This window comes from Lactococcus sp. bn62 (assembly GCF_029492705.2).
GTDB classification, from domain to species: Bacteria; Bacillota; Bacilli; order Lactobacillales; family Streptococcaceae; genus Lactococcus; species Lactococcus petauri.
Genome location: NZ_CP120417.1, coordinates 468,050 through 488,553 on the forward strand (window position 1 = coordinate 468,050; position 20,504 = coordinate 488,553).

Annotated in this window: 22 protein-coding genes and 1 tRNA gene; 19 read left to right on the top strand and 4 right to left on the bottom strand. The window is 38.3% G+C overall.

The window, feature by feature from the left end; genetic code table 11:
• The first annotated feature begins 102 nt into the window (after positions 1–102).
• Positions 103–1,248 carry a cysteine desulfurase family protein gene (locus P3G65_RS02665; protein WP_029343523.1) on the top strand — a complete coding sequence of 382 codons (1,146 nt, stop codon included), beginning with the start codon at positions 103–105 and terminating at the stop codon, positions 1,246–1,248.
• Positions 1,249–1,359: 111 nt separating this feature from the next.
• Here the strand turns inward: P3G65_RS02665 and cysK are convergent, their stop codons facing one another.
• A complete protein-coding gene (cysK, locus tag P3G65_RS02670; protein ID WP_019292637.1) occupies positions 1,360–2,280 on the bottom strand; it encodes a cysteine synthase A in 921 nt (306 codons plus the stop codon).
• Positions 2,281–2,464: 184 nt separating this feature from the next.
• Here cysK and P3G65_RS02675 point away from each other — a divergent pair, with 184 nt between their 5' ends.
• A complete protein-coding gene (locus P3G65_RS02675; RefSeq protein WP_019292636.1) occupies positions 2,465–3,394 on the top strand; it encodes a glucosaminidase domain-containing protein in 930 nt (309 codons plus the stop codon).
• 97 nt (positions 3,395–3,491) lie between these two features.
• Here the strand turns inward: P3G65_RS02675 and P3G65_RS02680 are convergent, their stop codons facing one another.
• The 3 genes from P3G65_RS02680 to recU are packed head-to-tail and all read right to left on the bottom strand — an operon-like array spanning position 3,492 to position 6,888.
• Positions 3,492–4,118, bottom strand: a complete 627-nt coding sequence (locus P3G65_RS02680; protein ID WP_019292635.1) for an MBL fold metallo-hydrolase — start codon at positions 4,116–4,118, stop codon at positions 3,492–3,494.
• A 3-nt stretch (positions 4,119–4,121) separates the two neighbouring features.
• Positions 4,122–6,206 carry a transglycosylase domain-containing protein gene (locus tag P3G65_RS02685; RefSeq protein ID WP_019292634.1) on the bottom strand — a complete coding sequence of 695 codons (2,085 nt, stop codon included), beginning with the start codon at positions 6,204–6,206 and terminating at the stop codon, positions 4,122–4,124.
• Between the two features lie 31 nt (positions 6,207–6,237).
• On the bottom strand, positions 6,238–6,888 hold the full coding sequence (gene recU / locus P3G65_RS02690; RefSeq protein WP_019292633.1) for a Holliday junction resolvase RecU: 651 nt from the start codon (positions 6,886–6,888) through the stop codon (positions 6,238–6,240).
• 271 nt (positions 6,889–7,159) lie between these two features.
• On the opposite strand from recU, the gene P3G65_RS02695 reads away from it, so the two are divergent.
• The 17 genes from P3G65_RS02695 (at position 7,160) to rpoE (ending at position 20,440) form a co-directional block, all read left to right on the top strand.
• A complete protein-coding gene (locus tag P3G65_RS02695; protein ID WP_029343522.1) occupies positions 7,160–7,687 on the top strand; it encodes an SLOG family protein in 528 nt (175 codons plus the stop codon).
• Between the two features lie 136 nt (positions 7,688–7,823).
• Positions 7,824–8,216 (top strand): transcriptional regulator Spx, encoded by a 393-nt coding sequence (spx, locus tag P3G65_RS02700; RefSeq protein WP_003133982.1) that lies wholly within the window; start codon positions 7,824–7,826, stop codon positions 8,214–8,216.
• A gap of 23 nt (positions 8,217–8,239) precedes the next feature.
• A complete protein-coding gene (locus tag P3G65_RS02705; protein ID WP_019292631.1) occupies positions 8,240–8,521 on the top strand; it encodes a UPF0223 family protein in 282 nt (93 codons plus the stop codon).
• Entirely contained in the window at positions 8,487–9,275 is a 789-nt protein-coding gene (locus P3G65_RS02710) for an inositol monophosphatase family protein (RefSeq protein ID WP_019292630.1), read from the top strand. The genes P3G65_RS02705 and P3G65_RS02710 overlap by 35 nt, the downstream gene beginning before the upstream one ends.
• A gap of 72 nt (positions 9,276–9,347) precedes the next feature.
• Entirely contained in the window at positions 9,348–10,631 is a 1,284-nt protein-coding gene (murA, locus tag P3G65_RS02715; RefSeq protein WP_019292629.1) for a UDP-N-acetylglucosamine 1-carboxyvinyltransferase, read from the top strand.
• The gene (locus P3G65_RS02720; RefSeq protein ID WP_019292628.1) at positions 10,624–10,809 is read left to right on the top strand and encodes a DNA-directed RNA polymerase subunit beta; all 186 of its coding nucleotides are present in this window, start codon (positions 10,624–10,626) and stop codon (positions 10,807–10,809) included. The genes murA and P3G65_RS02720 overlap by 8 nt, the downstream gene beginning before the upstream one ends.
• Positions 10,810–10,962: 153 nt before the next feature.
• Entirely contained in the window at positions 10,963–12,246 is a 1,284-nt protein-coding gene (tig, locus tag P3G65_RS02725) for a trigger factor (RefSeq protein ID WP_019292627.1), read from the top strand.
• A gap of 155 nt (positions 12,247–12,401) precedes the next feature.
• On the top strand, positions 12,402–12,734 hold the full coding sequence (locus P3G65_RS02730; protein WP_019292626.1) for a helix-turn-helix transcriptional regulator: 333 nt from the start codon (positions 12,402–12,404) through the stop codon (positions 12,732–12,734).
• Positions 12,731–13,408: a type 1 glutamine amidotransferase domain-containing protein gene (locus tag P3G65_RS02735; RefSeq protein WP_019292625.1), complete on the top strand. Its 678-nt coding sequence runs from the start codon at positions 12,731–12,733 to the stop codon at positions 13,406–13,408. Before P3G65_RS02730 ends, P3G65_RS02735 begins: the two co-directional genes overlap by 4 nt.
• The gene (locus P3G65_RS02740) at positions 13,408–14,328 is read left to right on the top strand and encodes an NAD-dependent epimerase/dehydratase family protein (protein ID WP_019292624.1); all 921 of its coding nucleotides are present in this window, start codon (positions 13,408–13,410) and stop codon (positions 14,326–14,328) included. Before P3G65_RS02735 ends, P3G65_RS02740 begins: the two co-directional genes overlap by 1 nt.
• Before the next feature lie 97 nt (positions 14,329–14,425).
• Entirely contained in the window at positions 14,426–15,115 is a 690-nt protein-coding gene (locus tag P3G65_RS02745) for an HAD family hydrolase (RefSeq protein ID WP_019292623.1), read from the top strand.
• 51 nt (positions 15,116–15,166) lie between these two features.
• Positions 15,167–15,238: transfer RNA gene (locus P3G65_RS02750), tRNA-Arg, on the top strand.
• A 186-nt stretch (positions 15,239–15,424) separates the two neighbouring features.
• Positions 15,425–16,357, top strand: coding sequence for a ribonuclease Z (rnz, locus tag P3G65_RS02755; protein WP_195917660.1), 933 nt, complete (start codon positions 15,425–15,427; stop codon positions 16,355–16,357).
• A complete protein-coding gene (locus P3G65_RS02760) occupies positions 16,338–16,985 on the top strand; it encodes an SDR family oxidoreductase (RefSeq protein ID WP_019335938.1) in 648 nt (215 codons plus the stop codon). The genes rnz and P3G65_RS02760 overlap by 20 nt, the downstream gene beginning before the upstream one ends.
• Before the next feature lie 32 nt (positions 16,986–17,017).
• Positions 17,018–19,252 carry a single-stranded-DNA-specific exonuclease RecJ gene (recJ, locus tag P3G65_RS02765; RefSeq protein ID WP_284071320.1) on the top strand — a complete coding sequence of 745 codons (2,235 nt, stop codon included), beginning with the start codon at positions 17,018–17,020 and terminating at the stop codon, positions 19,250–19,252.
• On the top strand, positions 19,242–19,754 hold the full coding sequence (locus P3G65_RS02770) for an adenine phosphoribosyltransferase (protein ID WP_003134000.1): 513 nt from the start codon (positions 19,242–19,244) through the stop codon (positions 19,752–19,754). Before recJ ends, P3G65_RS02770 begins: the two co-directional genes overlap by 11 nt.
• A gap of 125 nt (positions 19,755–19,879) precedes the next feature.
• The gene (gene rpoE, locus P3G65_RS02775) at positions 19,880–20,440 is read left to right on the top strand and encodes a DNA-directed RNA polymerase subunit delta (protein WP_003134001.1); all 561 of its coding nucleotides are present in this window, start codon (positions 19,880–19,882) and stop codon (positions 20,438–20,440) included.
• The last annotated feature ends 64 nt before the right edge of the window (positions 20,441–20,504 follow it).

The following is a 20,504-nucleotide window of genomic DNA, read 5'->3' on the forward strand; positions in this document are numbered from 1 at the left end:
TAAAAAGCGAGAAAAAAGTGATAGAATGTAAGGATGAAAAAATGCTTCCGCTGCTTAAGCTAAGGAAGCTGCTAAATGTTATTCAGAAATGGGGAAACTAAAATCATTTACTTTGATAATTCAGCCACTACCGCTATAAATCCAGAAGTTTTACGCACATATACAGATGTAGCCACTAAAATTATGGGAAATCCCTCGAGCTTGCACAGTTTAGGAACAACTGCAACACGTCTTTTGGAGGCTTCACGCCGTCAAATCGCGGATCTACTTCATGTTAATACAGAGGAAATTTACTTCACAAGTGGTGGAACAGAAGGCGATAACTGGGTCTTAAAAGGTGTGGCATATGAAAAAGAAAGATTTGGGAAGCACATCATTATCTCAGCCATAGAACATCCTGCAGTTAAAAATACTGCAGCATGGTTAGCTACGCAAGGATTTGAAATTGATGAAGCACCTGTTGATGAACGGGGATTTGTTAAAGTTTCAGAACTTGAGGCATTAATCCGCGAAGATACAATTTTGGTATCTGTCATGGCCGTAAATAACGAGATAGGCTCTATTCAACCGATCAAAGAAATCGCTAAACTCTTGGAAAATCGTCCTACCATTTCTTTCCACATTGATGCTGTCCAAGCCATTGGTAAAATAGCTGTTGAGGACTTTATGTTGGAACGTGTGGACTTTGCAACATTTTCAGCGCACAAATTCCACGGGCCACGTGGTGTCGGTTTTCTTTATATTAAATCAGGGAAACGCTTAGCCCCTCTTTTACATGGCGGTGGTCAGGAAAATAACAAGCGTTCGACGACTGAAAATGTTGCTGGTATCGCTGCTACAGCTAAGGCTCTTCGTCTTGCACTATCTGATTTTGATCATAAAGTTGAGAAAATTCGTCAAATGAAAGCAATCATCTTTGAGGAACTCTCTAAGCAAGAAAAAATTATCCTTTTTTCAGAAATGGATGACTTTGCTCCCAATATATTGACCTTTGGAATTCGTGGAGTTAGAGGAGAAGTTGTTGTTCATGCTTTTGAAAAACATGAGATTTTCATCTCAACAACATCTGCATGTTCTTCGAAGAAAAATGCTGCTGCCGGCACACTCATGGCTATGCATGTCAAACCTGATCTTGCAACCAGCGCTGTACGTGTTAGTCTGGACCATACAAATAATATGTTAGAGATTGAAGCCTTTCTTACAATCTTCCGCAATATTTATCAAGAAATGCTTAAAGTAGCGAATTGATAAAAGAATAAAAGCCCCGATTAAGTGTCGGAGCTTTTTTATCTGTTGTTTAAGTAAAGAGGTGGCTAAAATAAAACTATTGATGTTTCTCTTAAGTTAAGAGTTTAAGAATTAAAAATCATAGAGTTCTGTAGAGAGGTAGCGCTCGCCATTGTCAGCAGACAAGGTCAATACTTTCTTTCCTTTACCTAATTTTTTCGCAACTTCAAGAGCAGCCCAAATCGCTGCACCACTTGAAATCCCTACAAGGAAGCCCTGGCTAAAACCAATTTCGCGAGCAGTAGTAAAAGCTTCTTCCACAGGGACATCAATTACTCCATCATAAGAAGAAGTGTCCAAAGCTTTAGGGATAAAAGGAACACCAATTCCTTGAAGTTTATGGGGCTGTGGTTGCCCGCCTGTTAAGACAGGAGAACTTGCAGGTTCTACCGCATAACTTTTGAGCTTAGGATTCGCTTTTTTCAGTACATGAGAAACCCCAGAAATAGTTCCACCGGTTCCCGCACCAGCCACAAAAGCATCCAAACCTGTTTCACCAAAAACGTCCAGTATTTCTACAGCTGTTGTGGCTTCGTGAGCAGCTGGGTTAGCCGGGTTGTCAAACTGAAGTGGAAGGAACCATCCTTTTTCTTCTGCAAGATGCTCTGCTGTAGCAATAGCTTCATTCATTCCTCCAGCAGCTGGAGTTAAAATAAGTTCAGCACCGTAAGCTTGAATTAATTTACGGCGTTCAAGTGAGAAGGTTTCAGGCATGACAATCACAACTTTGTAGCCTAAAGCAGCTCCGACAAAAGCAAGTCCGATTCCAGTATTTCCAGAAGTTGGTTCAATAATAGTCCCACCTTCTTTTAGTAGTCCATCCCGCTCTGCTTGCCGAATCATATTGAGGGCAATACGGTCTTTTACTGATCCTCCAGGATTAAATGCCTCAAGTTTAACGTAAACCTCAGCACTGTCTTCAGGAAGATTGCGAAGCTTGATAATGGGTGTTTGCCCAATGAGTTCAGTAATGTTTTCATAAATTTTAGACATAGAGTTCTCCTTTTATCTTTGATGATCCTGCTTCTTATTATAAAACCTACTTTATCAGTTTTACATAAAAAAAGCGAATAAGCGCTATAAAAATATAATATCAAGGATTATATAGTTTTACATTAGATAATAAATAGTATATACTTAGAAATAATGAATATTTTATTTATGGAGTTTTTATAAGATGAATACAAAACACAAATTTTTATTTGGCGCAGCTGCTGTAGCCCTTACAAGTCTTGGGGCTGTGAAAGCACAAGCAATGTCAGTACAAGAGTTGGCTGAAGCAGCAACTCCAGTCGCAAACGAATATGGTCTTTACCCCTCTGTTATGATTGCCCAAGGTATTTTGGAAAGCAGTGCTGGACAAAGTGCACTAGCTGTAAATTATAATAATATTTTCGGTGTGAAATACACTTCAGGAAATCCAGTTTATTTGCCTACACAAGAATTTCTTGACGGACAAATGCATAATGTCGTGGAACCTTTCCAAGCTTATGCTTCAGTTGCAGAGGCTTGTGCTGCACAAGCACGTTTATTACGTGGCTCTTTCTTGTATTCAGGTGTTTGGCGTGAAAATACAAGCTCTTATCAAGATGCAACCGCTTGGTTGCAAGGACGCTATGCTACAGATCCAAATTATGCCTCAAAATTAAATGCTGTTATCGCGCAATATGGTTTAACAGCTTATGATGGCGGAGAAGTCGCTACAACTTCAACAACAAGCTATGTGACAACTACAACTTCTACAGATACAAGTTCATACGGTACACAAACTTATACTGTTCAAGAAGGTGATACAGTCTATGATATTGCAGCACACTATGGTGTATCAATGGATGCAATTCTTTCCCAAAATGGTCTCTCAGCTACAGATCACATCATGCAAGGTCAAGTTCTACAGATACCAACAGCTGGGACTAGTGCAACGACGACAACTTCAACTACAAGTGCTTCAACGATGGCAACAAGCACCGTTTCTAGTTCTTATACTGTTCAATCAGGTGATACTTTAACATCAATTGCCTCTGTTTATGGAAGAACAGCAGATGAACTTGCCGCAATGAACGGTATTACAGGAAATATCTATCCTGGCCAAACATTATCTGTATAATAAAAACATCTCTATATTAATATAGAGATGTTTTTTTGAGGGAAATTCTGAAAGCTTACTAAGCTGAATATAAAAAAGCCCAATGGGGCTTTTTATATTAGAAAAATGGATTATAAAGTTTTTCATTTCCAATCGTTGTGCTTGGACCGTGCCCTGGATAAACCGTATAATCGTCGGGAAGGCTAAAAAGTTCTGCCTCAATGGACTGTAGTAATTGTGTGTGATTCCCACTTGGAAGATCTGTTCTTCCAATCGCACCAGCAAAAAGTGCATCACCGGAAAAAATAAGCTCCTCTTCTTCGAAAACAAGACTAATTCCTCCAATAGAATGCCCGGGTGTGTGGCGTACGTGGAATTTTAGCCCAGAGAGATTATAAGGAGTATCACAGACATAATATTCATCTATATTAGTCTTACAAGTGACAGGAAAGGGGAGCATTAAAGCTGAAGCATTAAGCTCGGGGTTTTTGAGCCACTCTTTTTCATTTTCATGTAGATAAACTTGAGCATTAGGATAGGCTTGCTTGAGGGTATCAAGCCCCATGATATGGTCAAAATGTGCATGAGTCAAGAGAATAGCAGTTAAAGGCTTGTCAATCTCTTGAAGTTTTGCAATAATTTTTTCTGGTTGACTGCCAGGATCAATAAGTATACTAAAAGCAGAATTGCTCAGGATATAAGCATTTTCCTGAGCAATTTCACTAACGATTTTCTCGATTATCATAAATTAATTTCCTGTTACACTAAGGTCAGAACCTTGTTTTACGACATCGCTTGGCATTTGCCAGTCTGCAACAGATGTTGGATCAGGATATAAATCTGTCATCATTGCTTTGAAAACTTTAGCAGCGATATACATATTTTCGCCATAGACAGGTTGTAGTCTATTTTTATAACCGGTCCATACAGCCATAGAATATTGTGGTGTGTAACCAACAAAGTTTTCGTCTGGTGCCATTGAACCACCTTGGAGCTGAGCTTGAGTGATTCCAGCTGTTTCAAGAGCTTTAGGATATTCAGCATCATCGTAGTTGGAAGTTCCTGTTTTCCCTGCTTCAGGAAGGCCAGGAGTTTGTGCATAAAGACCTGTAGAAAGAGCAGGTATTGTGCCGTCATTTCCTTTGATAACATCTTTGAGGATATCAGTAATAAGATAAGCAGTTGAAGACTTCATCGCACGCGTGCGCTCTGGCTCATAAGTTTTTGTCGAGCCGTCAGGCATTACAATTTTCGAAACATAGTAAGGTTTTGTGTAGATACCATCGTTCGAAAAAGCAGCATAGGCAGCAGCCATACGTTCAGAACTTGCACCATATTGAGAATCTGTGCTGATTGAATTACTAGAAATACCATTTGAGAAGACCATATTTCCGGGCTCATAGATGGCTCTTCCTTCGCTATCGGTACCAGTTTGTACAGGGTACTTAAAGCCAAGTTTATTGGCAAAAGCAGTCGCATTATCTAATCCTACAGCAGCTAAAGTTTTAATAGCCGGGATATTACGTGAAAGAGCTAAAGCTTGTCGTACGGAGATGTTTCCTAGATACTGATTGTCCCAGTTGTTCAGTTGAATATTTTGAGCATCGGGATAGAAGTAAGGACCTGAGTCGGAAATGGTTTGGGCAGTGCTTGTATAAATGCCATTTTCAAAGGCAGGTGCGTAGTCGATGAGTGGCTTCATCGTTGAGCCCCAGTCACGAGTGGGTTCTGTAGCTTGATTTGAGCCAAAAGGAACGATTTCTTGCTTACGTCCACCGATTTGGGCAGCAACGCCACCTGTCTGTGTATCAATCAAAGTTGAAGCAACTTGAAGTTCGTCATCAGTGAATGGTACAGAATCATTGGTATTGACAATGTTGAATAGATTTTCCTGCGCTTTGCTGTCAAGCGTAGTATAAATCTTTAAGCCAGCATTTGGCGCATCTGTTCCTGTTTCTCGATTGGCTTGCTTGATGGCTTCATTGATGAAGTCATTGGCATATTCAGGAATGTTCACACCGCTCTTCAAGTCTTGAAGACCATCATCGATTGGTGTATTGATGGCTTCATCTCTTTGTTTCTCAGTGATTTTACCATTGCGGTACATCGCATTGATTACCAAATCGCGACGATATTTCGCAGCTTCTGGGTTTTTATAAGGATTATAAGTATTTGGTGCTTGTGGCATACCCGCAAGTAGGGCTAACTGTGCGATAGACAAGTCTGTTAACGGTTTATTATAGTAAGCTTGAGAAGCTGTCCCCATACCGTAATAACCATTCGCCATATTGACTTTATTGACATAAGCAGTAAAGATTTGCTCTTTTGACCATTTTTGGTCCAGCTGTAAGGCAAGCCAAGCTTCTTGAATTTTGACTTTCATGTTTTGGTCAGCTGAGTCAGTAGAGAAGAAAGACAGTTTAATCAACTGCATATCTAAGGTAGAACCACCTTGCATATGTCCACCACGTAAGTTATTGACTAAAGAACCAGCAATACGTATTGGGTCAACACCACGTGTATTGAAAAAGCGGCGGTCCTCAATCGAGGTTACAGCATTAACAAGCATGACAGGTATATTATCAGTCTGTACTAAATCACGTTGTTCCGCACCAAGAGTAGCAATTACTTTCTCATCCTTGTCATAAACGACCGTTGATGGGGGTGACTCTAATTTGCTCATATCTAATTTCGGCGCATCTTTTGCGTAATAAATAAAGAGCGCACCAGCAGCAACAAAAGTCAGAATAATTGTTGAAAAAATCAGAATTAAAGCCCATTTCAATGTTGAAATGAGAGATCTTTTAACTGCAGTGTTTTTATTTCGATTCATTTTTGATTTTTTTCGTTTGTTAGTAGGAATTTTAATTCACCTCGCAAAGTTGATTAACGATATCCAAGTAAGGGATTCTAGGAATCTGATTTGATGGGATTTGATAAGCATGTTGCTTAATATAATCAAGAGGAATAGACTTTAAGCCTTTTTTTTCTTGATAAAAACGAATCAAATTCTCAGATGGCAAGTAGTAAGTTTCGTCCAAAGAGGCAAAGTGTAAGAGCACAAAGGCAATGCCTTTTTGTTCAAGGACTTTGGACATATGGACGATTTGATGCTCATGAAAATTTTTCAGAGGAAAACTTGTCTTCTGATGGGTTTCCTTAGCTTCAAAATCAATATATCTTCCCTGATAGACGCCAGAATAATCTGTAGTTGAAGCCTGTCTAAAGTAGGCTTCGGTAATTTTAGCACGGCTACGTTGGGGATAGTCAACCTTTACAATTTGGATAGGAGTGGGTTTTTTATGAATCACAGCGATATCATGTGCAAGATAATAATCATTAGTCGCATTGATCTCTGCTTCAAAGTTCATACCACGTTTACCAAATTTTACTGCCGATTTAGATTTTACCATATTCGGAGTACTTTTCGCAGCGTTATGCACCACTTTTTTCTCTGTTTGTTTTCCTGAAAAATTTTTTATTTGTTTATTTAATCCTTGAGGATATTTTAGCATGTGTGTTTTTCCATATATTAAATTGTTACTTCTATTGTATAATGTAATTATAGCAAATTATTTGTCTTTTGGATTATTACAGTTAAAATGGTATTTTATTGTAGAGTTTGTGGCTAGTTTTTTTACTTTCAAATTTTAATAACAGCTATAAAAATAGCTCCTTTATTTTTCTTAAGTCGTATAAAAAGTATAAACGAGGAGAAAAGATGTTTTTTGATAATCAAGAAAAGAAAAAATATGATGTCTTATATTGTGCAAGGAAGGACCCGTTATGAAAACATTGCTTATTACAGGTTACACAGCTTTTGATTTAGGGATTTTTGATGAGAAGGATATCAAAATCAAAATTATCAAAAAAGCCTTTAAAAGAAGATTGGAAGCGTATCTGGACAAAGGATTGAAATGGGTTATTTTCACGGGTAATTTAGGCTTTGAATATTGGGCATTACAAGTTTCTAAAGAATTACAAACAGAATACGAGTTCCATATTGCAAGTATTTTTCCCTTTGAAACGCAGGGAAAAAACTGGAACGAGGCGAATCAAGCAAAATTGCGTGAATTTAAAGATGTAGATTATGTTAAATATGCTTACGAAGATTACGAAAATCCAAGTCAATTTCGTCAGTATAACGATTTTTTGCTCGAAAATTCAGATGGTTCTTTAGTTTTATATGACGAAGAAAACGAAACTAAGCTCCATTTTATTACGGATAAGATGCAAAAGACATCAAATTATAATATGGAATTGATTAGATTTGAAGATTTACAAGAAATTTGTGACGATATGAACAATATGTAACATAGACACAAATTCTTACACAATAGTAAAAAAACGCACTTTTTTTAATCTGTAATTTTTGGTATAATAAGTAACAAATAATAGCGCTGCTCAAGTTTAATAATTGGTTACAGCCTAGATAGAATGGGGAAAGAAAGTGGTTGATTTATACTTATCGCCTTCATGTACTAGTTGCCGTAAGGCACGTGCATGGTTGGACAAACACAGTGTCCCTTATACGGAGCACAACATTTTGACACAGCCGATGACAAATGATGACTTACGTAAAATTTTGTCAAAAACAGAAAACGGAACGGAAGATATTATTTCAATTCGGTCAAAAATATTTCAAAAGCTTGCTTTGGATCTTGATGAGTTGACCATTAACGAGTTGATTAATCTTGTAACAGAGTATCCAAACCTTTTACGTCGTCCGATTATCACAGATGATCGTTTGTTACAAATTGGTTTTAATGAAGACGAGATTCGTGCTTTCTTACCTCGTCATTATCGTCGTGCGGAAATGAAACGTGCCGTAAACGACTTCTAAATGAATAAGGGAGAGTGGAAATAATGAAAGCTAATTATCAATATCCACTTGATTTAAGTTGGAGTACTGCTGAAATGACTGCAGTGCTCTCTTTTTTCAATCAAGTGGAAAATTTTTATGAGAGTAAAGTGGACAAAGAAGAATTCTTGGAGGCTTATAAAACATTCAAGAAAATTGTACCTTCCAAGATGCAAGAAAAACAGCTGGGGCGAGAATTCGAAGAAAGCAGTGGTTATTCGCTTTATCGTGCCGTCAAGGAGGTACAAGCGAGTGAAAGACAATTTGTTCGCTTTGAAAAAGCTTAAACAAGCAAAAACTTGGGTGAGAGAAGCCGGTGCTTTTCTTCGTGATAATATTCATCAAACTTTGGAAGTTTCGCAAAAAAGTAATTTTAGTGATTTGGTGACAAATTTTGATCAGCGGGTTCAAGAAATCATCATTGAAGAAATTATGAAGAATTATCCTGAGGATAAAATTTTAGCCGAAGAAGCCGGACGAAATACAGCAGCTTTTGACCGTAGTCAAGACAATTTTTGGGTTTTAGATCCTATTGATGGTACGATAAATTTCGTGGTGCAGCAGGATAACTTTGCTGTGATGCTGGCTTATTATGAAAAAGGGCAGCCCCAATTTGGATTAATTCTTGATGTAATGGCGGACAAACTTTATTGGAATAACGCGCAAGAAGTATATTGCAACGATAGAAAACTTTCCTATAAACCGCAAGCATTTGAAAAAAGTCTGCTTTCAATCAATTCAATGATTTATCGTAAAAACTTATATAAACTAACGGACTTTAGTTTAACTACTTTAGGAGTAAGGATGTTAGGTAGCGCAGGAATGGCCTATGCGGACCTTCTTGAAGGAAAAACTGTCGCTTATTTTAGCCTTTTACAACCTTGGGATTATGCCGCAGGAGGTATTTTGACCGAAAAGCTCGGTTTTGTGACCAAAACCTTTGAGGGAGCAAAACCCAATCTTATAGACCGTCAGTACGTTTATAGCCTGCCTGCACATTTAGTTGAACAACTAATACAAAGGACAGACATAATCCTGTAAAGTTGACGAAAAGATTCATTGTGCTATAATTTAGGGTGTCTTTCAGAATAAAGAAATTATAGGAATGTATAAATGGATAAAATAATTGTCAAGGGTGGAAATACCCGCCTTAAAGGAACTGTAGAAATTGAAGGAGCAAAAAATGCTGTTTTGCCTTTGCTTGCAGCGACACTTTTGCCAAGCGAGGGAGAAATTATTCTTCGTAATGTTCCTATCTTGAGCGATGTTTACATGATGAACAATTTAGTGGATCATCTTGGAGTTGACTTAGAGTTTTCAGAAGAAAGCAAGACGGTTCACGCACAAGCAGCTTCTAAAGTAAAAACAAAAGCACCCTACGAATTTGTAAGCAAAATGCGTGCCTCTATCGTTGTAATGGGTCCAATTTTAGCTCGAAACGGGCATGCTCGTGTCTCAATGCCCGGAGGTTGCTCAATTGGTTCGCGTCCTATCGATCTCCACTTGCGTGGCTTTGAATTGATGGGGGCGGAAATTACTCAAGAAGCGGGTTACATTGAAGCTAAGGCTGAAAAGCTACGTGGTGCACATATCTATTTGGACTTCCCATCAGTAGGTGCCACACAAAACTTGATGATGGCTGCAACTCTAGCAGAAGGAACAACAACTTTAGAAAATGCAGCACGCGAGCCTGAAATTGTTGACCTTGCAAATTGGCTCAATAAGATGGGTGCAAATGTCAAAGGTGCTGGTACAGATACAATTATTATCAAAGGTGTTGAAAAAATGCATGGAGCTAACCACGCAGTTGTACAAGACCGTATCGAAGCTGGAACCTTCATGGTAGCAGCGGCAATGACACAAGGCGATGTGTTAATCAAAGATGCGGTTCGTGAGCACAACCGTCCCTTAATTTCTAAATTGATTGAGATGGGTGTGGAGTTTGTCCAAGAAGATGAAGGACTTCGTGTTCTAGGTCCTGAAATCTTAAAAGCAACAAATGTAAAAACTTTACCACATCCTGGTTTCCCAACAGACATGCAATCGCAAATGACTGCGGCTCAAGCTATCGCTAAGGGTGAATCAACAATGATTGAAACGGTTTTTGAAAATCGTTTCCAACATTTAGAAGAAATGCGTCGTATGGGCTTAACGGTCGATATTACACGTAACACAGCCATCATCCAAGGCACACGAAAATTACAAGGTGCACAAGTTAAATCAACAGATTTACGTGCAAGTGCAGCATTAATTTTGCTTGGTATGGTTGCGCAAGGTCAAACTACAGTACGTAAATTAAGTCACCTTGATCGTGGTTATTACCGCTTCCATGAAAAATTAAAATCACTTGGAGCAGATATTGAACGTGTTCCAGAACTTGAGGAAATTGATGATTAAAAAAACGATTAAAGTATTAGGCGTTCGCCTTTCATTAGTCTTTTTAGTTCTTGTACTTGTCCTTATAGCAGGTGCAGCGGGCTTGATGTTAGGCTATGGTGTGCTAGGCGGCGGACAAGCGTCCCGTGTTTTTAGTGGCGACCTATGGCAAGAAGTCATACAACGTTTAAATCCATAAAAGTTTGCTTTTGCAAGCTTTTTTTTTGACTTAAACTCAAAGAAAAGCGCGAAAAATAATTGTTCAAAAAGTTGAATTCACTCAGTTTTTATGCTATTCTAGAAAGGTATGAAATTTCTGAGCTCAAGGCTCATAAATAAGGAGAAATAATTAATGACTGCAAGTTTTGAAAAAACTGGTGTTAACACTGGTACACTCTCATTTTCAATCGACCAAGAAACAATCAAAAACGGTCTTGACAAAGCTTTCAATAAAGTAAAAGGTAATATCTCAGTGCCTGGTTTCCGTAAAGGTAAAATCAGCCGTCAAATGTTTAACCGCATGTATGGTGAAGAAGCTCTTTTCGAAGAAGCTTTGAATGCCGTATTGCCAACTGCTTATGATGCAGCTGTAAAAGAAGCAGGTATCGAACCTGTTGCTCAACCAAAAATTGATGTCACTAAAATGGAAAAAGGTTCTGACTGGGAATTGACAGCTGAAGTAACTGTTAAACCTGAAGTAGAACTTGGTGACTACAAAAACTTGGAAGTTTCAGTAGAAGCAACTAAAGATGTTGCTGATGAAGAAGTTGAAGCACGTTTGACACAAGAACAAAACAACCTTGCTGAATTAACTGTTAAAGAAGGTAAAGCTGAAAACGGAGATACAGTAGTTATCGACTTTGTTGGTTCTATCGATGGTGTTGAATTTGAAGGCGGAAAAGGTGCGAACCACAGTTTAGAACTTGGTTCAGGGCAATTTATTCCTGGTTTTGAAGAACAACTTGTTGGCACTTCAGCTGGCGAAGAAATCGATGTGAAAGTGACTTTCCCAGAAGACTACCAAGCTACAGATCTTGCAGGTAAAGAAGCAGTTTTCGCAACTAAAGTTAACGAAGTTAAAGCAAAAGAAGTTCCAGAACTTGATGATGAATTAGCAAAAGATATTGACGAAGAAGTTGAAACTTTGGATGAGCTCAAAGCTAAATTCCGTAAAGAACTTGAAGATGCTAAAGCTGAAGCTTATAACGATGCTGTTGAAACTGCAGCTATCGAAACAGCTGTAGCAAATGCTGAAATCAAAGAAATTCCTGAAGAAATGATTCACGAAGAAGTTCACCGCGCAATGAACGAATTCCTTGGTGGAATGCAACAACAAGGTATCTCTCCAGAAATGTACTTCCAAATCACAGGTACTACTGAAGAGCAATTGCACGAACAATACCAAGAAGATGCTGGTAAACGTGTGCGTACAAACCTTGTTATTGAAGCAATTGCTAAAGCAGAAAACTTCGAAACTACAGATGAAGAAGTTAAAGCTGAGATTGCTGACTTGGCTGCACAATATAACATGCCTGTTGAACAAGTTGAAAAACTTCTTCCAGTTGACATGCTCCAACACGATATCGCAATGAAGAAAGCTGTTGAAGCAATTACAGATTCAGTTAAAGTTAAATAATTGTTTTATATAAAAATAAAAACTCATAGCCTTTGGTGCTGTGAGTTTTTTTATTTTCTTAAAAAAAAAACGAATAGGTTGTCAATCCAATTTTTTGACAGTAAGGTTAGATAATGGTTTAATGGTTTAAAAACATAAACTAATAAGGAGTAATAATGAAATTTGAACATTTAAAACTTGAACTAAGTGAAGTCAGCGACTTTTTAATTGCCTTAGGTGATGAAAAGAGACAAGCAATTATTATTAAGTTACTGGAGAAGAGTGATTGCAAAGGCATACAAGTTGGAGATTTAATCGAAGCAACAGGCTTATCGCGCCCCGCTATTTCACATCATTTGAAAATCTTAAGACAAGCAAAGATAGTTAATTATCGTTCAGAAGGAACAAGAAACTTTTACTATCTTGAACATGATACATCAGAAATTATGAAATTACAACATTTTCTGGATGAAGTAACAAGGATAATGAAAGGAAAGCAAGAAAAATGAATAAAGTTTTGATTGTCGAAACAAATATTAAGCGTTATAAGAATACCAATGAAGCGACAGGGCTTTGGCTGGGCGAGAGTGCAGAATTTGTTGATGAACTCCAAAAACATGGTATTGCTTATGACTTTGTTAGCCCAAATGGTGGCTATGTTCCACTTGACCCACGGAGTATGAAGTATATGGATGAAGCCATTTGGAACATTTATGAGCGGCAAGACTTTGTCGAAAGAGCTTTAAAAAAGACTTTGAAACCTGAGGAAGTAATCTCGCAAGACTATCGTGCCATATATTTCACAGGTGGCCACGGTGTGATGTGGGACTTTCCAGATAATCCAGAAATAAAAGGTATCGCCCAAGCTATTTATGCGCATGGTGGTTATCTCACTTCCGTTTGTCATGGTATCGCCGGTTTACTTAATCTTAAGAACCAAGAAGGTCAATACATCATTTCAGGGAAAAAGATAACGGGTTTTACAACAGCTGAAGAAGTTCTTGCAGGCAAGAAAAAAATCGTTCCTTTTCTCAATGAAGAGGTAGCCAAAAGCCGTGGGGCAACATGGTGCAAAAAAAGATTCTATAAAGATTTTGCCCTCCAAGATGGGCAACTTATCACGGGACAAAATCCGTTTTCTGTAAGGTCAGTCGCTAAAATGCTTATAAAGGAGATTGCATAATGCAAACAATACTAGGAAGTAATGGACAGATTGGTCAAGAGCTGGCCAAGGAACTTTTTAAAAAATATACAAAAGATATTAGGCTTGTGAGTAGAAAACCACGTAAAGTAAACCCAACAGATAGCTTGTTTTCGGCTGATTTACTGAAGGCTGAGGAAGCGCATGCAGCGATTGCTGGCAGTGAGATTGTTTATTTTACAGCCGGTTTACCGATGAATTCTGAGCTTTGGGAAGAACAATTTCCTCTGATGATGAAAAATGTCATTGACGCTTGTAAGCTGCACCAAAGTAAATTGGTTTTCTTTGATAATACCTATATGTACCCTAAAAATGCGGAAATACAATATGAAGACACTAAATTTGAACCGACGGGAAGAAAATCCACGGTACGTGCCCGATTAGCAGAAATGATAATTGAGGAGATAGAGCACCATTCGCTCGAAGCTGTAATCTGCCGCGCGCCGGAGTTTTATGGCCCAGGTCAGACGCAGAGTATAACAAATACAATGGTCTTCAATGCAATTAAAGAGAATAGAAAAATAAAAATTCCCTTGAGTGCTACTCGTTTGAGAACCTTGATTTGGACACCCGATGCTAGCCGTGCAATGGCTCTCATAGGGAATGATGCGGATGCTTATGGTCAAACTTGGCATTTGCCATGCGCACCAAGCTTGACTTATCAGGACATCATTACACTTTCAGAAGAAATCACAGGAAAAAAACTTCAATACACAATAATTAAGATGTGGCAATTCAAATTGGCGGCCCTTTTCAGCCAAAAAGCGAAAGAATTGCAAGAGCTTCTTCCGCGTTATGCAGAGGACAATGTATTTAATTCAGACAAGTTTAAAAAACATTTTCCAGAGTTTGAAGTAACAAGCTTTGAAGCAGGTGTAAAACAGGTGCTTTTAGAGAAATAGCCTTATGAAAAACTTCCTGATGGATCGTCTTAATTCATTTGATATCCAGAAGGCAAAATGATAAACTTTTAAAGAAAGAGGAAAGGGATTGAGAAGTATGAAAGAGATAAAAAATATTATTTTTGACTGGGACAATACACTCTTTCCTTTTAAAAAATATTGGGAAACAGCACACCGGAAAGTTTTTTTGGACTTGATTGATTTTCAGGATGAATTTTCTATAGATGATTTTATGGCAAAGTATCGTGAAGTGGATGAGCAACTCTGGCCTTTAGTTCACGAAGGGAAAATGACGATTGAGCAGCTGCGCGAAGAGCGTGTGCGCCAGGTCTTGGATTACTACGCAATTCACTATAAAGAAAACTTTGTGCGCCTGTTCTTTGACATTTTTTTGACAGCTTTACTTGAAGAGATAGAAGTTGATCAGAATTTATTATCTAAAATGCTAGAACTCTCTCAAAATTATAATATTGCTATTTTAAGCAATGGGGAGAGTGGAGAGCAAAGAGAAAAAATTAAACGTTTTGGCTTTGAAAATCTGTTTCCAGTTTATATTTCGGCCGAAACTGGCTTAACCAAACCTGATCAAGCAGCTTTTTATAATATTTTAGATAAGGAAGGCTTCGATCGTGAAGCAACACTTATGGTTGGAGATCTCCTTGAACATGACATTCTTCCAGCACAAAAACTTGGTTTAGCCACTGCTTACATAGGACATGACGATAAGGAAATCGCAGATAAAACCTATGAAAGCATCGAAGATTTCCTTGAAGATTTTTTGAAATAAAGAAACTTGAAATTTCCTTTGTTTTCCTGTAAAATGATAGAGTTATCAGTGCCGTCTGTAGTGTAATGGATATCACGCAAGATTCCGGTTCTTGCGATGGGGGTTCGATTCCCTCCAGACGGATAAATTTTTTATTTTGAGCGCTGTAAGACATTGTGAGAAGCACAATGTTTTTTACATTTTGATATTCTCTTTTCTGACTTAATGAACAGGTGGAAACTATGAGAGACAAGCATCAAAGTAGAAAATGTTTTTTATTTGATTCCAATAATGGATAGGAAAGAACATAATTAGAATATTGAGGAAGATATGGATATTCAATTTTTAGGGACGGGCGCGGGCCAGCCATCACGAACGCGAAAAACACAGGCTATCGCTTTGAAGTTACTCGATGAACGTAACGAAATATGGCTATTCGATTGTGGCGAAGCGACCCAACATCAAATTTTAGAAACATCAATTAAACCAAGAAAAATCACCAAGATTTTTATTACACATTTGCATGGCGATCATATTTTTGGTCTACCGGGTTTTCTATCTAGTCGTTCTTTCCAAGGTTCAAGTAAAGATGAGGAACATACGGACTTGGAATTATATGGACCAAAAGGTCTGAAAGACTTTGTGATGACGGCTCTGCGCATGTCGGGATCGCGTCTTGGATACAAGATTCACTTTCATGAAATTGAAACGCCTGGTAAGATATTTGAAGATCAAACCTTTGAAGTATATGCTGATACCTTAGATCATACAATTTTTTGTCTCGGCTATCGTGTAGTCGAAAAAGATCGTCCTGGAGAACTAGATGCAGCGGCTTTGAAGGCATCAGGTCTACCTTTCGGTCCCCTCTTTGGCAAAATAAAGAATGGTGAAACAGTAGAGCATGATGGGAAAGTTTTTCATCCAGAGGACTATATTGGCGCAGACAAGCAGGGGAAAGTTGTCACTATTCTTGGAGATACCCGACGTACACCAAGCGCTGTTCGTTTAGCGGTTGGGGCAGATCTTTTAGTTCATGAAGCAACTTATGAAGCAAAAGAGGCAAAAATGGCCCGCCGACACGGACATTCGACCTCAAAACAAGCAGCAGATGTTGCTCAGGAAGCTGGCGTAAAACGTTTGGTGCTCACGCATATTAGTGCACGCTATATTGGCCCACTTGTGGCTCAGCTTGCGCAAGAAGCACGATCTGTTCATCCTAATTCGTATGTGGCAAAAGATTTTTATGAAGAAAAAGTTGAGTAAAAAGAATATTGTAATTACAGGAGCTAGCGGTGATATTGCACAAGCACTTGTTCAGCGTTTAGAGGATCATAACCTTATCTTGATCAGTCGCTCGCTTCCTCAGCCAGTCATGCCTGAAAAAGTAGATATTCTCATTAATAATGCAGGTTTTGGAGAGTTTACAGAGTTAAGTAACTTAACGGATGAGCAAATTGATGAAATGTTTAAGGTTAATACGTTAGATCTGATTAAGCGGACGCGTGATTTGCAACCACAGTTGCAAGTAATTAATATTGCATCCATAGCAGGAAAGTTACCTACAGCGAAATCGACCGTATATGCAGCTTCCAAAGCCGCTGTTCTCGCTTTTTCTGATGCTTTACGTTTAGAAAAACCAGATCTTATCGTGACAACAGTCAATACAGGGCCGGTCCGCACAAAATTTCACAAAGACAATATGGACTATTTGGAAAAAGTGGGCGAAAATGTGGTCAGTGCAGAATATGTTGCGGATAAGATTGAGCAGGTTTTAGGGAAAAATAAAAGAGAATTGAACTTACCTGTCCAGCTGGCTTTCGTTGCGAAAGTTCGTGCACTTTTCCCAAGTCTTGTAGATAATATAGGAAATAGGTTTTTTAATTATAAATAAATCTTCAAATAAGCAGTCGAAGTGGAGGAAACTTGATTAAATCAAAATATATATGGAAGTTAACTGAGTCAGACTTACCGGATGAGTTTCTTAAGTTAAGTAAAAAATATAAATTAGATACACTGGCAGCGCAAATTTTGTGGCAACGCGGCATAAGGGCAGAAGAGGAGATTCAAGCTTACTTGAATCCTGATCTTCAGCAATTACATGATCCGTTTTTGTTGCACGATATGGAAAAAGCCGTTCAAAGAATTTTGACTGCAATTGAAAATGGGCAAAATATCTTAATATACGGTGATTATGATGCGGATGGTATGACGGCAAGCTCCGTCATGAAATCAGCTTTAGATGAATTAGGAGCGGAAGTTCAGGTCTATCTTCCTAACCGCTTTACGGATGGTTACGGGCCAAATCTTGATGTCTATAAATATTTCATTCAAAATGAAGATATTGATTTGATTATAACTGTGGATAATGGTGTGGCTGGTCATGAAGCCATCGCCTATGCACAAAGTCAAAATGTTGATGTTATTGTAACTGACCATCACAGCATGCCAGAAGTACTGCCAGAAGCTTTTGCAATTGTACATCCTGAACACCCAGAATCAAACTATCCTTTTAAGTATTTGGCTGGAGTAGGAGTAGCTTTTAAAGTCGCAACAGCTCTTTTAGACTATATTCCTTCAGATATGCTTGATTTGGTGGCAATCGGAACAATTGCGGATATGGTTAGTCTTACTGATGAAAATCGTATTTTGGTGAGTCATGGACTAAAAGTATTAGCGAATACTGAGCGTGCAGGCTTGATGGAACTCATGCGTCTCTCAGGAACTGATTTTGAAAAGGTGAATGAGGAAACGATTGGTTTTCAAATTGCCCCTCGTTTGAATGCTCTGGGGCGCTTAGATGACCCAAACTCAGCGATTGAACTATTAACAGGCTGGGATGAAGAAGTGGCTGCCGAAATTGCGCAGATGATTGATGAAAAAAATAGCGAGCGTAAAGTAATCGTAGAAAATATCTTCAATCAAGCCCTCACAATGATAACGGACGAGCCCATACAAATTCTGCATCATAAGGATTGGCATAAAGGTGTTTTAGGTATCGTTGCCGGACGTTTACTTGAGCAATTTCACAAACCTATTATTATGTTGGCAGAAGAAGAGGGAGTTCTTCGAGGATCAGCACGTTCGATTGAAAATTTTAATATATTTGAAGCACTCAACGAACACCGTGAACTTTTTATGGCTTTTGGTGGCCACAAACAGGCTGCTGGGATGACTTTTGCTTTGGAGAATGTTGAAGCAATCAAGCAAGTGATGCTCGACTTTATTCAAGAAAACGATATCGATATGTCAGAAAAAAGTTCACTAGAAGTTCAGGGCAGTTTGCAGTTTGACGAGATTAGCTTAGAAACGATTAGAAGTTTAGAAAAGTTATCTCCTTATGGTATGGACAATCCGAAGCCTCATTTTCTCCTTACGGATTATCAGGTTGAGCAGGCACGTAGTATGGGAAAAGACAATAGTCATCTCAAACTTAAATTAGTACAAAATGGACAAGCTTTAGACGCGGTTTACTTTGGGCATGGAGCTGAAAGCCTAGAATTTGAACAAAGTGATACAGAACTTGTCGGTACCTTGTCTAGCAACACTTGGAATGGTACAACAACTGTTCAGCTTATGGTGGCTGATGCTAGAGTAAATGGTGTTGAGCTTCTGGATATTCGAAGTCGACAAGTTGAATTGCCTAAAAATACAATACGTTTTGTCCATAATGAAGTGAAAAATGGTACAATAGAAGAAGTGCTTATTATTGAGGAAGCCCCAACTGATAAGGAAGCCTTATCTGCTTTGACGGAATTAATACATGAGCAGGAATTTGAATTGATTTATTTCAAAAATACAATCAAGAAAAATTATTATTTGACGGGAGCGGGGACGCGTGAGCAGTTTGCGCGCTTCTATAAAGCAATTTATCAGTATCCTGAGTTTGATATACGTTTTAAATTGAAAGACTTAGCAAATTATTTGAAGATACCCGATATTTTACTGATAAAGATGATTCAAATATTTGAAGAACTGAATTTTGTCACTATTGACAATGGCATGATGAGTGTGAATAAAGCCGCCGAAAAGCGTGATATTTCTGAAAGTAATATTTACCAAGAGCTTCAAGAAATTGTTGCTTTTCAAGAACTTTTCGCCTTATCCCCTGTCAAAGAAATTTATAAAAAATTAAAAGAGGAAGATGCACATGCAACTTAAAGATTACATTGCAACGATTGAAAATTACCCAACAGAAGGTATCGTTTTCCGCGATATCTCACCACTTATGGCTGATGGAAATGCCTACAACTATGCAGTTACTGAAATTGTGCAATATGCACGCGATAAAGAAATTGATGTAATTGTTGGCCCAGAAGCGCGTGGATTCATCGTTGGATGTCCTGTTGCTTTTGCACTTGGTGTTGGTTTTGCGCCTGTGCGTAAACCAGGAAAATTACCGCGTGAAGTTATTTCAGCAGACTATGAAAAAGAGTATGGTACAGATACATTGACAATGCATGCTGACTCTATTAAGCCAGGACAACGTGTTCTGATTGTAGATGATCTCTTGGCAACAGGTGGAACAGTAAAAGCTACTATTGAGATGATTGAGCGTTTGGGTGGTATCGTTGTTGGGTGTGCCTTCTTTATTGAACTTGATGACCTTAAAGGGCGTGAAAAACTCGGTAACTATGATTATAAGGTATTGATGCATTATTAATTTCATCCTACCAAGCAAGACGGAAAACGACATATAATGAAACAGTTTAAATCCGTTTACATATTGACAATGAAGCGAATTTAATATAATATAGAAAAAGAAAATCTGAAAGAGAGCAAAAAAGTTTGAAAATTGAAGCATTAGAAGGACAAAATATCGAAGAACTTTCAATGATTGAAGTTGCTCATGCAATTTTGGAACAAAATGGTAAGGAAATGGCTTTTGCAGAAATCTTGAACGCCGTTCAAGACTACTTGAAAAAGTCGGACAATGAAATCAAAGCCACAATTGCACGTTTTTACACAGAAATGAATACAGATGGAAGCTTTATTCCATTAGGAAATAACATTTGGGCACTGCGCTCATGGTACGCGATCGACGAAATCGATGAGGAAGTAATTGCTCTTGATGAAATTGACGACGAAGAAGAAAAAACAACTAAAAAACGTACAAAAGTTAATGCATTCGGTATCGAAGATGAAGTGGATCCTGAAGATGAACACATCGACAAAGGAAACGATGCAGATGACATGACTTATGATGATGAGAATCCAGATGATGAAAAAGATGAGGTTCAAGCTTATGATGCTGAACTTGCTGAAGTTGAACTGGATAACGTGGATGAAGACGTTGAACTCGATGAAGAGGACGACGATGATGATGACAGCGACTCAGAAGAGAATTAAAATCTAAAAGAGTGAGGTCCCTGACCTCGCTTTTGTGAATATTACCCAACAAACTTACGCTTCA